Source organism: Peribacillus acanthi (assembly GCF_003073175.1).
GTDB lineage: Bacteria > Bacillota > Bacilli > Bacillales > DSM-1321 > Bacillus_BN > Bacillus_BN acanthi.
Genome location: NZ_QBBX01000001.1, coordinates 340279 through 353613, shown reverse-complemented (window position 1 = coordinate 353613; position 13335 = coordinate 340279). Strand labels below are relative to the sequence as shown.

The following is a 13335-nucleotide window of genomic DNA, read 5'->3' as shown; positions in this document are numbered from 1 at the left end:
TTAGCCCTCTTGAATTTAGGGCTAAAGCCGCTTAAATCATTTTTATTATTTCCAATGTCTACTTTACAGGGGTCAGTTCAAATTCGGATGCCTTTTAAGAATATTTTAATTTGCTAATGCTCTGTAATATCACCCTACCCACTCAATACGATTCCGCCCCTTACTTTTTGCTACATAAAGCGCTTCATCCGCAGCTGAAAGTAATGATTTGGGCTCGATATCAGGAGAAGTCGCAATTCCTATTGATAACGTGATTGGAATAGTAACATCGTTTTGTGTAATCAGCTCTTTTTCTATTAGGGTCCTTATTCTTTCCATCACTTTAATGGCATCCTGCTTAGGACAATGAGGTAAGATTACAACTAACTCATCTCCCCCATACCTTGCCACTACGTCAATGCTTCTTAAATTATCCGATACTATTTTGCTTACACGTTGAAGGACCAAATCCCCAACTATATGGCCATGCACATCATTCACTTCTTTAAAGTAATCAATATCAATAAAAGCAAGTGCCAAAGGATAGCCTTCATTGTTATTAGTAATGTATTTTTGGTAGTGATTCATAAATGCTCTACGATTAAGCAATTGTGTTAATGGGTCTTTTCTGGCCTTCTCTAACAATTCAATTTTATATCTATATTCTTCAATTAAATCTTTTACAATCCAGACGAGCAGAAGACTTAACAATATGTTTGTCGGGAAAACAATAGGCATTAGTCTAAACAAAATATCTTTTGCAGGAATTACGCCCACCACAGAAATTACGATTGTATTAACTAGATTAATTGTGAGTATGACCACCCACATTTTCTTCATATAGGTCCATTTCCTCAATATCCAGGAAAGGAAAACTCCCACTAGTCCAAGAAAGAACATATTAATAAAACCAACTACTGCTGCCTCGCTGAAACCAAAAGTAAACCTCGTAAGCCCAATACCTAACCCTACTAACAGGATGTATCTCAGCCTTGTTGAATACAAAGTAGCAATAATAACCGGCACAAACCGAAGATCAAATATAACCGAATCACTTAGATGAATCCCAAAATACATCGAAACCCAACCAGTGAAAATGGCAATGACTACAAGTATAATACTTTTAAACCTTTCATTTATGTCCACAAGAAACTGCTTATAAAGTAACCCTGCCAAATATATAATCGTCGTCATAAGTCCAAAATTGATAATATATTCTTCGATATTTATCATCTTCCACCCTATCCCTCTTTAAAAACCTGAAACTCTATTTCTACCAATACTATATGTTTAAATTCCAAATAAAAAAGTTAGTATAGTATATTCACCTTTTATTATTTTGGATAAAATGAATGTCATATTTATATTTTAGGCTATATTACCCATTTGTAAAATAATTTAGGCTTAAACAGGGCAGAATTAGTATTCAATTTTTGAGTAAACATTTTCGTAGATTAAGTCTCAATAAATACACTTTCTTATGTAAATTATTTTGGTTTATACCTTGTAGGACATACACAACAAATTCTATAATTAATTTATTATCCAAAAATTCCAAATGACTAATGGAGTACAATATGAAAATTTCCAGGGCGTTATCCCTTGTTTTAGCCTGTATTTCTTTATTTTTGCTAACTGGTGCCTCCAATTTTTCAAGCCCTTTAAACTCTGTAAAAAACTACACCATTTATTATGGAAAAGTAAATGAAGAAATTCTAAATAAACTTTCTAAGATGGATATGGTTATCATAGAACCACACGAATTTACTAAAGAACAAATTCAAATTTTGAGAGAAAAAGGAACCATTGTTTTAGGGTATATAAGTTTAATGGAGTTAGAGAAATGGAATACAGATTTTGTCCAAAAGGTTATAGAAGAGGATTATTATTATAGAAATAACGAGAAAATCTATATCGAAAAATGGGACACTTATATCATGGATATTTCAAACCCACATTATCAACAATTGTTAATAGATGAGATTCAAGTTGAAATAGTGGATAAAGGTCTAGATGGAGTATTTTTTGATACAATTGGAGACATCGACGATTATTTCTCAAAAGAACCTGCAGCACAAAAAAAACTTCGAGATAGCTATCTACAACTTCTTAAATCAATCAAACAAACAAATCCAGAGAAAATACTAGTACAGAATTGGGGATTTGAAACATTTAAATCGGATTCTTACACATTTTTAGACGGCCTATTGTGGGAGGATTTCCGAACTAGAGATTTAGTGAAAAGTGATTGGGGACAAAAGTGGATCAATTATTTTAAACTAGTAGAAAAACGAAAAAGAGTCGCAATTTTTACGGTCACACCTAGCAAAAAAGATAAGCAGTATAGTTTAAACCAAGGATTTACGTCATTTATAAATAAAGATGATTACTATAATGAATTAAAATAAATCGGGGCTGTTAATAAGCCCCGTTTTTCAAACTGCATAATCTCCATTATATTGCACTAAAGAAACATCCTTTACCCCTTCTACACTTGATAAAGAATGAATAAAACCTGTATTATCAATCTTTAGTTTAATCTCTACAGTTAATTCTGTGAAATGATTTCGAACTATTTTTGACTTCATCGTGTAATTTAGCTTTCTAAGTTGCCTTTTCACTTCAATAGTTGCTTCCTCATCATGGTGAATAATTAATAGGTAAGTGGTTTCCGTTAGTTTACGTCGAGTTAAAATAAAAATTGCGAATGCAATAAACAAGCTGCCTATTATAGCCAAGACGTAAATTCCAGCTCCCACTGCTATACCAATAGAAATCGACCAAAACATGTATACAATATCGATAGGATCTTTGATTGCTGTTCTAAATCGAACTATACTCAAGGCCCCAACCATACCAAGTGACAAAACAATGTTTGTGCTAATGGTCATGATAATTAAAGAAGTAATCATCGTCATTAACACTAATGTAATATTAAAATTATGGCTATAAACGACCCCTTTGAACGTCTTTTTATAAACCCAATATATAAACAAGCCGATGCAAAATGAAATCATTAATCCTAAGCAGATATTAAAAATATCAATTTTACCAAAGGATTCAAATTTCAATACACTTTTTTTGATAATATCTTCAAAATTATAAGTTTGATCCATCCATTGTAGATCCCTTCGTTAAACTTTATTTGACTTAATGAGTACTTCACGACATATTACATATTTTGAAATGGCAGATCGATGATGAGCATCAAGATTAATTAAGTGTTTAATATAGGTTGGCAGGAATTCATTGAATTTCACTTCCATAATCATCATTGGCTGGGATAGTGCCTCTTTCGTAACGATTTCTGAATTAAACATATCAATAGTATTTAACCCTGCACTCAAATATTTATCAAAAGTAATACGAACATCACTGATAGTACCGACATATGCCTCCCTGTAATAATCTACAATTACACGAGGTGTCATGACTTCACTGCGAAAATAGAAATAAAAATCTTTGCTTAAGGAAGTATTTTTATTTAAAAGAAAATCATATTCCTTGTTTAATAGCTTTTCATATTCTTCTCTTCTAATAGACAACGATTCCTTGGAGATATATTCCCCTACTCGATTTTTACGTTCTAGTTTGATAGTATGATCACTACCATTATAGATTCTGACTCGTATTTTTTTCCTTTTTAAGAGACCATAATTTTTCTGATATAAATCTACATCTGTAGCATTATCAAAATACAAGCTTCTAATTAAGTATCCTTCATCAGAAGTCGAATTTGTGTCTAGCTGTAAAATAGATTTTACTTTTGCCCTCAGAATTCTATATTCATCAAAAGTGATATAATATTTCAGTTCATGCCGGAATTTTTTAGAATATGGCCTCATTTTCCCTCCACTTAATTGACTATCAGTTCTTGGACTCCATAAAACAATTGTCCCTCTTCATCTTCATACATATCAAAAGCAACTTGCTCATGATCGTATTGATCTCTGCTAATGACTTTCCAATAATAAATGCCTTTTGGTAAATTAGACACGGTTGTGTTTAAATCAATAATATCTTTTTTCTCAACTACAATTTTTTTAAAGGAAGGTTCTTTACTTAATTGGAATGTATAAGTAACATTATCTCCTTGTAAATCATAAGCAGCTTCCCATTCGAAAACGGTCACTTTATTACTGGTAGTATGTGCCTGAAGGAAAATGGGCATAGGTTTTTGGATATTAACATAATACTTTTCTTTATTTTTCTCAGGCACATGAATCATCTCATAATAATATTTCTTGTATTGGTCTATTTTAATTGGCAAGAAATCACTATCTGGAGAGGAAGAAACATAAGGATGTACAATTTTGTAATAATGATCAAGAAACTCTTTAGTTTGTGAAGGTGTGATAATCTTCGATAATGATTCTATTTTTTGAGAAAGTTCATCAACATTTCGTTGATCTTTTAAAAATCTCTTATGAAGTACCACTCCCCAATAGTTACTGACTCCCTCTTCCCATGTTACTGCACTCATATTTTGTTGTTGCTTTTCCCAATCCCAAGCTCCATCATAATCCCAAGGGAGAAAATACCAAGTGCTTGAATTAAGAGGGCTATATAGATAAAAATTTTGCGTAACGGTGTCATGATTGCCAAGTAATATATTCACTGCAAGCCAAGTTAAATAGTTATCTCGATCAAAGTGTTTTTCGATAATATCATTAATATTAACGGAGTAATCATTTACATCTTTTAACATGGACAATAGCTTCTCGTGATCATTAGAGCCTTTAATTTCTAATATGCTTTCAAACTGTTCCTCATCAAACGCTGGATCATTTTCAGGTTTTAATTGTTCAGGGTTTTTGTAGAATGAAAACTCTGTAGCCTTGTATAAATGTCCATTAGGATCTAAGCCATGAGATGACAAAAAACGTTTATTGGGTTGTTCAATTTGTGTATATAATCCAAAGTCTTCGAAGTGTTGATTTCTAGGTTCGCTAGTTAAATCCTTTACATATAGACGTACAAAATTAGTTCGTAAACTTGTTAAATTTGGGATTAGCTTAAAATAATCAAATGAAAGTTTGTTCCTTACCCTAGTGAAATCAAACTGATGCTTGTTCAAATTGATTGTATTTTGTCCTAACCACAAACCTGCTTGGTCTTCTAATTTAATCTTATACGACTTTTGATTCCCTAACCTATTCGTATTTCCTCGTATTTGAATAGAAGCATTAGCCTTATTAGTTCCGTAGCCGAAGGAGTTTTTTTGAGGTCCATTTTCATTTCCTTCCTGAATTATGACATCTAATTTAGGACTGTCGGTAGAGATAGGGTTCATATCATACCAATGATTCAAGTCAAAGAAAGATGGAGTGTTTTTTCCAGTTTCTTTTTCACTTAAAACTGTAATGTATAGGTTTATGACTCCATCTTCTTTATCGTACTTGTAGATTCTTCTATCTTCTCCGAAAGGTTTTTCATTACCAGTCGCTTCGATCAATATTTTTTCATCGCTTTTCTCTTCCTTTTCCGAACTTAAACATCCTGTTAAAGAGATAGTGATTAAAAATACAAGCCCTATATATATTAAATGTTTCATACCAATTTCACTCCGATTACCCAATTTATTAATGTATTTATTTTATATATACGGGTTGATTTTAGATAAGACTTGTTCAGTTTTATATTCTTTCTTCACATTTACTAGTGGTTGAGAGCAGAATGTATAATAATCGATGTCGTTTAAATAATTTTTTAATCTCTTCAAAACTAATACAAGACAGATAAAGGTAGATAGGAACCATGCAAAACCATAGTTTTCTACCCATGTGGTGATTATTGTAATCACAAGACTACTTAAGGCAAATAATATAGTAGTAATTACTGTATCTTTTTGAGCATCAAAATATAGTAGGATTAAAATACAGGTGAACATGATACTGAAAAATAAGTTTCCAATCACAAGGATTGTAAAAATATGAATCTGTTCGGATGTCATTCCTATCTTAGGCAATAATTGTGTACCAGCCGCGATTGACGCAATGGTAATAAATAATTGGACCTCCGTTAGAAACTTTAATTCAACAGAAATAATATCAAACATGTTTTTCTTGGCAATCATAATGTCCTGTAATGAGAAGCCCTCAAGGATTCTCTGATAGTAAAGCTTATATGAATCGTAAAAAGAGGTTTCAACTGATACCATAAAAATCACCATTGCTGGTAATATCGTTAAATACGCATAAAAAACAGGGACATCATAGAATGGTGCGATGAAAAATGTTCTGTCAACAATCACTTGATGCTCACTTCTCATCCATACTACAAAGTTATGAGCATACAAACCAAAGGTATAAAGAAATCCAGTAAGGAGTAGTAAGGGATATCTTTCTATATAGATTAGAAAATTGAAATAAGATAAATTATTGATTCGGAAAAAGCGTTTGATGTTCTGCAAAAACATCAAGATGATAACTAAGAAACCAATATCCAAACAAATAAATAAAGTAACAGCATTATTGTAATCTAAGACTACAATAGCAACCCATGTCAGTACGCCTGCGACTATTACACCAATCACAAAGCTTTTCACTATTCTCATATAATCCTTAAGAGCAGAAACATACATACACTGAATCCAAATGATGATCAGTTCACAAAAGAATATATAAGAAGTCAGTTTAAAAGAAATGGACAATGGAGAATTAAAATAAAGTAAAAAGCACAGAATTCCTCCAAAAAATAAACAAATAGTTATTAAACCATACATGGATGCTAAAACATTTTCTTCCTTTTTGATAAAGGTCATGTCCGCAACATATCTTGATATGACCATATTAAAACCACCGGTAAGAATCTGTGAAAATATAAAAGAATATTGAGTGGCTGCCATAAAGCGATCTCTCTCAACCAGAGGAGTTCCGACTGCAATTAATAAATATTGAGAGAAAATGATTAAACAAATACACAAAGCCATAGGGCCAATTGTTACAATGGTCGAATACCCATAAGCTTTGAGATTGACAAGTATTCCTTCATCCCTGAACAATTTTTTTAATTGAAAACCAATTCCAGCCACGCCTACTTCACCATTTTCTGATATATAGATTTATAGCCCTGAATAAACTGTTCCTTTGTATACTTCAAAGAGACCCTCTCGCGCCCTGCATTCCCCATTTTTAACCTTATTTCTTTTTGTTTACATAGCTTGATGATGCCTTGAGCCATTTCTACATAGTGCATGACAGGGACGATAATACCTGCGTTTCCTATTCCATCATCAATCCCATATAATAGTTCTCTACAGCTCCCAACATCAGTAGCAACAAATGGAATTCCTGCAGCCATCCCCTCTAGGATGGCTAACGGTTGCCCTTCACTAATACTTGATAATATAAGTACATCCATCGATGGTAAATATTCCATGATATTTACTTCCCCAGTAAAGAAAACATCGGAAATATTTAGCATATGCAACAGCTGTATGCACTCTTCATAATACTCTTTATCCTCATCGGTTGGTCCCATGATAAAGAATTTAGCATGAGGGATTTCTTTCTTCACAATAGCGAAGCATTGGAGCATCGTTTTAATGTCTTTAATAGGAACGACTCTTAATACAGAACCAATAAATATTTCATCCTTAACTTTATTCAGTACCGGTTTAAGGTTCATATAGGAATCAACATTTACGCCATTGGGAATAATCGAGATTTTTTCATTTGAACAACCTAATTCTACTTGGATCTCCTTATTCTTTTTAAATAAAGTGATAACTTCATCAGCAGATTCATAAGCACAATTGGACATGTTATAGAAATATTGAATCCAAATATCCTTAAATTGCCCTTTAACCCAAGGAGATTTAATAATTTCCTCTTCCCTTTCTCGCGTATAAATCCCATGTTCCGTTAAAAGGAATGGTTTTTGATATCTATACTTCGCTAAAGCACCTATAACACCAGCGTATCCAGTCGAAACACTGTGGTACAAATCAGCTTTTGGTATGGAATGATTAATAGATAAGAATAATGGAAGAACCATGGAACGCACTGTCCAAAACATGTCTGTAAAAGGTAGATACGGATAATGCTCCAAACAAATTTCCTGAATGATATCAAAAAAATCTTTACTAGTTAACAGATTAGAAACGGAATCTATTTTTCCGCTTGAAAATAACTGAAATAAATCATTCCAACTATTTTTATCCTTTTCCAATATGGATTTTAGCCCTTGTAGTTCATTTTGTGTTAACTTATATCTTTTACCCCATTTCACATTTTGCTTTATATAGGAATCTAAGAAAACCTCAGTAATGCTTTCTACATTCTTAGGAATGGTATATTTGTATTTTCCTTTTTGTGAATTTTCAGCACCAATTGCATAAATCACAAATTGATGCTCAGGCATACTGTTAATTAACGAATGTATCCAGCTAGAAACCCCCCCTGTTATGAATGGGTATGATCCTTCTGCAATAATACAAATTTTCATATACTACCTCAGCTCTACCTCAAAGATTTCCTTATTGGCTATCACATAATAAATACCATTGCTAATCTTTTCTACTTTACAGCCTTTCGTAACTCCAATTTTTTTATTAGTACGTAGAATAAAACTTAACTCCCCACTAAATTGGTCAATGTAGCCAATCTTTTTATCACCTTGATCTTCAATTAGAACTTTAGCCAGCTCATATTGCTTTAAAGAAAGGGTTCCTTCTTTAGCTGTCATGCTCTTTAACCATGAGTACCTTTGATTTACGTCTTTAAAGAGTCTGTTCAATCCATCCGATATATCATCCCAGTTACTAAGATTGGCACGGTTTTCATCAAGGATATCATCTGGATGTATGAAATGAGAGAATACCCCTATCGAAGTGATAGCATTAGCAATAACCCATTTAGCTTCCGGGTTAAAGTGATGTCCTGATGTGATTCTGGGTAAATGAACAAATCCATCTTTCTCCTCGTATTCTTGTATATATGCTGTATTATCAGCATCAGGTAAATAAATGGAAGAAATATTCTTTATGGAAGGAAGAGTATTTTTAAGTGCTTCAATCCCTGTTTGATCAATTACATTTGAAGGCGGTACATATGTGGAAATATCATAATTCGGAAATGCCCTATTAATATGAGTTTGAACCATCTTTAAAGAGGATTCCATATTATCCTGTGTAGGCCAAGCCTTATATCCAAATTGTGATACCCTATCTTGATTAATGACAAGTGATTGATGGTTATATCCATGTATACCAATTTCCCCACCCATCTTGAGAAGTTCCCTTCCATACTTGACTAAATCCTTTGAATCCTCATGCTCAGAGCTAAAGGGTGGTGAAACTTGATTATTATAAGTTTCAATGACTACCCCTGTATAAGTAAGCTCATGTTTAGCAGATTGCTTTTGGATGAATGGCCACCAGACATTCCGATAAAATGTTGGAATATCCAGTTTTAATTCCTGATAAATTTTTTCATTATACCCTTGAGGGACTGGTGCAGGAAAGTCATCTAAGTATACTAATTTCATGTTCATAATCGGATATATGAAATCATCCGCTAGTACACTTATAGCTCCTGCAATCATACCTCTATTATCCTTAGTACTTAGCATCGTCCCATTAAAAACCATGATTTTTCCTTTATCATAAGGAACATCCCATAATAAAGGTTGGTCGTTCGTAATAGATTTTGCATAAATCGTACATTCAGAATCCAAACCAACAGCCAGTGAAGAATTACTAATCAATTTTCCTTTAATGGATAATCCCTTTTGGTTTATTAATATATTCGAAGTCAGCTGGATTCCGTATTCTTCAGTAAAATTCCCTAGCTCAAAAATTCCTAGTTTACGGTAGATTTTGTAGGTTGCACTTTCCAGTCCTGGACGGATAGCAAAAAACAACTTACCTCCATTTGAAACATAGGAATCAAGTTTATCAAAATTCTGTATCTTACCAATATCCTCAAAAGTAAGAATGACCATTTGATAGGAATCATAATTTTGCGGTAATGAATGAACGCTAAGGAGCTCTACTTTCTGCTTCATATAGTGTAACGTCTGTTTGAAGTTCTCCTTTATTCCAACACTGTCAATGTTATTTTCATCATAAAGAATTAAAAAAGGTACCTGTTCTTTTCCCTTTAGGATCTGGGGAGGCAATGTAATGGGTGTTACCTCCTTGACTACCTGATTTGAAGAGTTATTTTGGTAAGTTTTCAAAATCAAATCCGTTTGAGTAATCTCTAAAAACACTCCAAAAATGAAAATGAAGAATACTATTAAATATATACTCTTACCAATACGAAATTTATGATTTTTCATTGTTCTACACCATTTAGCCAAAATCGAAACAGCTTCATTCCTTCAGGTGAAATTTTGACAGGAGCGTTTTTTAACTGAAGAATAACTGAATCGAATTTTTCTTTATTCTTAATAAGATAATAAAACTTCATCGATGAAAAATAGGCTTCTTCTTCATTCCCGCAATTCTTAATAAACAATTTACAATAATACTCCACTTTCTCCAGTTCGTTTAATTCTAAATCGTAATTAATTTTTTCAATATAATTCGATTTGTCTTGCGGTAAGAACTCTATTAATCTTTCTAATAGTGAAGAGTATTTGTACATATAGATTTTTTTGGACTGCTCATCTAACAAATTACTTTCAACATACTTCTTTAAAGATTCTGCATAGGAAGTTAATATCTTTACATCATTCATTTGCTGATTTGCAAGTCTTTCCAATGAATGAATAGAATTTAACATTTTCCTTTTGATTTCCATAATAGCAGTTGCAGCATAGTGAGCAGTCTCAGAATCGTTGTTCACTAGGGCGTTTGACAAAATGTCCACGTTGTTAATAGTTTCTGTTTTTAATAGATTTAATAAAGCTCTGCGCTTTAAACTATCATCATTGAGTACTAATGTGTCATTGATAGGGACTACGCTTAGCTCCGTATCAATATCAGGCATAATCAAGGAACTTTCCTTTTCTTCTTCTTCACGCTGTTTTATTAACCAGTCTGGAAGGTTAGTAGATTTGTCTTTATATTCCCTATTCATTTCAAATAGGATGATGATTCCAACTACTGGACAGAACAGTAGGATGAATAACTGAGTTAACCAATTTTTCTTCTTACGGATGTAATAGATTATGATATAGATCATCGACACACCATAATAGGCAAGCAAAGCGTTAAACATATAATTCTTCCTCTTTAGCAATTCTTAAAGATAAACCTAAGTTCATTAATCTTTGCGTAACTATATTTGCTTCTTTATCCGTTGTGTTTGATAGAATGATCCATAAATCCCCATTTTTATCTCTACCTATCACATCTGTTTCACGAAGAGCATTTCTAGTTTTCCTCAATACTTCATTTAGTTGATCGGTATGTTTAACTTCAACAATGTTAAAGGGAATATTTAATTCCTCTTTCGCCCTTCTTTTACTTTCCACTATTTTTGTGAAATAATCTGGCTTTAAAATAGGAGTATCATGGATATATCTATTAGGATGAGTGACAGAAACAAATTCGAAAGCGCGAGTCATGGAGGAAGAAATCAATCTGATTACAACTTCAAATAAATTTTGATAATACAAAGTCAATCTTTCAAAGTTCACTTCATTTAAGCAAACTATACCAATCACCCTGCCATCCGTAATAATTGGTGCCATAAGAATCGGTAGATTGGGTTCTAAATGATGATTTAAAACCGTCTTCTTTTCAGAAATAACCTTATAATAATAATCATCTTCACTAACTCGAATTGAATTCGCAATCGTAAGATCTCCTCTATTTGACTTCGAAATCAGTCTTAAATAGTCTGAGTTCTTACTAACTAAATAGATGGAAACAGCTTTCGTCTTCATAATTTTTTCAATCATATTTATCGAACCGTTAAATATATCCTCTGGTTCTAAGCTATCTAATTTACTTGCCAACTCAAAAATTTTCCCCACACTATCTTCGGTGTACATAATTTGTTCTTGCAGCTGACCTTTGATTTTTCGTGTTTCTTTAAAAATTTCATCAAGGAATTCATATTTATTATGCAAGGACATATATTCCTCTTTTAACGTTTCGAGTGCAATATTCTTTTTATCCATAATGTAGCCTAATACCAAACCAAAGAATAAATACATAGCTATGTGGGAAAGAGTATTGTTATCAAGGAAAAGGGACACAAATTCTCTTCCGTGCGCTAGATTTTCATAGATATATAAAATAACAGTTAAAAAGCAAGCTAATATAGCTTGAGTTTTACCTAAAAACATTCCAATCATCAAAACATATACCAGCTTATAGTCGATAAGATGATTAGTTTGGAAGGTTCCATAATCCAAAACTGCGAATATCAAGAATTGGATGATATTTTCGATAAAAGGAACAAGAAATTTATAGGTCTTGTAAAGATTTTTTCTCCATTCCAAAATCCCCTTGAATGAATACTTCTTCTTTCGAGATAACTGTTTATAATTCCATTGGAATGTCTTTTCTAGTCCTTCTTCTAATGAGTACTTCGGTACCCAATCCAAATCAAGGGCAATCTTTTTGTTACTTAATACAGAATGATTTATATCACCATTTCTAGAACCCTTGTAGATGGACTTAGGTAACTCATGTATATCTTCCAATTTAAAAAGTAATTGGTTTATACTTTCCGGGCTATTGGTAGATAAATTATATACACCTGAGATATTACTAATTACGGATCGATAAATCGCATCACTAACATCTTCGACATAAATAAAATCACGAATTTGATCTCCATCACCAAATATATGAATAACTTGTTGTTCCAAGATTTTTTCTATAAAAATAGAAATAACTCCACGTTCTTTCGATTTTCGATCTCTCGGTCCATACACATTAGGAAGCCTAAAGATGACTGTTTTTAAACCATGTGTTTCAGACCATCTATTGCAAAGATTTTCTCCCATTAGTTTATGATAACCATATACTGTAGATGGACGTGGCTCACTCGTTTCAGTCATTGTTTCTTCATTTTGATAATTATAAACGGCTGCAGATGAAAGAAAAATAAATTTTGGAACATTATATTTTCCTGACAAGTGAAGAAAATTCTCCAATCCTATTACACTTGAAAGTGAGTCTTTTGTAGGGTTTGAATAAGAACTAGAAGCATTTGAATTCGTTACAGAAAAAATAACAGCATCAAAAGAATTAGATCTGAAAATCGTTTCGCATTCTTCACTTTCTACATTTAAAATAAATGATTTATGCCTAAAAGAAAGGTTTTCGGCGACACCTGTTGATAAATTATCTACAATGTAAACGTCATGGCCTTCCTTGTAAAGCCGTTCAGCTATAAAGGAACCAATAAAACCATATCCACCAGCCACTAGTACCTTCATAATTTCCCCTCT

The 13335-nt window shown here is 32.6% G+C and carries 10 protein-coding genes; 1 reads left to right on the top strand and 9 read right to left on the bottom strand.

Going from position 1 to position 13335, the window contains the following annotated elements:
* Positions 1 to 129: 129 nt before the first annotated feature.
* A complete protein-coding gene (locus tag DBX25_RS01700) occupies positions 130 to 1212 on the bottom strand; it encodes a diguanylate cyclase (RefSeq protein WP_108669040.1) in 1083 nt (360 codons plus the stop codon).
* A gap of 344 nt (positions 1213 to 1556) precedes the next feature.
* Here DBX25_RS01700 and DBX25_RS01695 point away from each other — a divergent pair, with 344 nt between their 5' ends.
* Positions 1557 to 2387 carry a glycoside hydrolase family 191 protein gene (locus tag DBX25_RS01695; protein WP_157950848.1) on the top strand — a complete coding sequence of 277 codons (831 nt, stop codon included), beginning with the start codon at positions 1557 to 1559 and terminating at the stop codon, positions 2385 to 2387.
* Positions 2388 to 2414: 27 nt separating this feature from the next.
* Here DBX25_RS01695 and DBX25_RS01690 read toward each other — a convergent pair whose 3' ends face one another.
* The 8 genes from DBX25_RS01690 to DBX25_RS01655 are packed head-to-tail and all read right to left on the bottom strand — an operon-like array spanning position 2415 to position 13323.
* Positions 2415 to 3095 (bottom strand): DUF4956 domain-containing protein, encoded by a 681-nt coding sequence (locus tag DBX25_RS01690; protein ID WP_108669038.1) that lies wholly within the window; start codon positions 3093 to 3095, stop codon positions 2415 to 2417.
* An 18-nt stretch (positions 3096 to 3113) separates the two neighbouring features.
* Positions 3114 to 3824, bottom strand: coding sequence for a polyphosphate polymerase domain-containing protein (locus tag DBX25_RS01685; RefSeq protein ID WP_108669037.1), 711 nt, complete (start codon positions 3822 to 3824; stop codon positions 3114 to 3116).
* 11 nt (positions 3825 to 3835) lie between these two features.
* Positions 3836 to 5533, bottom strand: coding sequence for a CotH kinase family protein (locus tag DBX25_RS01680; protein ID WP_108669036.1), 1698 nt, complete (start codon positions 5531 to 5533; stop codon positions 3836 to 3838).
* 42 nt (positions 5534 to 5575) lie between these two features.
* Positions 5576 to 7012: an exopolysaccharide Pel transporter PelG gene (gene pelG, locus DBX25_RS01675; protein WP_157950846.1), complete on the bottom strand. Its 1437-nt coding sequence runs from the start codon at positions 7010 to 7012 to the stop codon at positions 5576 to 5578.
* A 2-nt stretch (positions 7013 to 7014) separates the two neighbouring features.
* A complete protein-coding gene (gene pelF, locus DBX25_RS01670; RefSeq protein ID WP_108669034.1) occupies positions 7015 to 8427 on the bottom strand; it encodes a GT4 family glycosyltransferase PelF in 1413 nt (470 codons plus the stop codon).
* Between the two features lie 3 nt (positions 8428 to 8430).
* Positions 8431 to 10263, bottom strand: a complete 1833-nt coding sequence (locus tag DBX25_RS01665) for a DUF2194 domain-containing protein (protein WP_108669033.1) — start codon at positions 10261 to 10263, stop codon at positions 8431 to 8433.
* Positions 10260 to 11147 carry a hypothetical protein gene (locus DBX25_RS01660; RefSeq protein ID WP_108669032.1) on the bottom strand — a complete coding sequence of 296 codons (888 nt, stop codon included), beginning with the start codon at positions 11145 to 11147 and terminating at the stop codon, positions 10260 to 10262. The genes DBX25_RS01665 and DBX25_RS01660 overlap by 4 nt, the downstream gene beginning before the upstream one ends.
* Positions 11140 to 13323 carry an NAD-dependent epimerase/dehydratase family protein gene (locus DBX25_RS01655; RefSeq protein ID WP_108669031.1) on the bottom strand — a complete coding sequence of 728 codons (2184 nt, stop codon included), beginning with the start codon at positions 13321 to 13323 and terminating at the stop codon, positions 11140 to 11142. The genes DBX25_RS01660 and DBX25_RS01655 overlap by 8 nt, the downstream gene beginning before the upstream one ends.
* Positions 13324 to 13335: the final 12 nt, after the last annotated feature.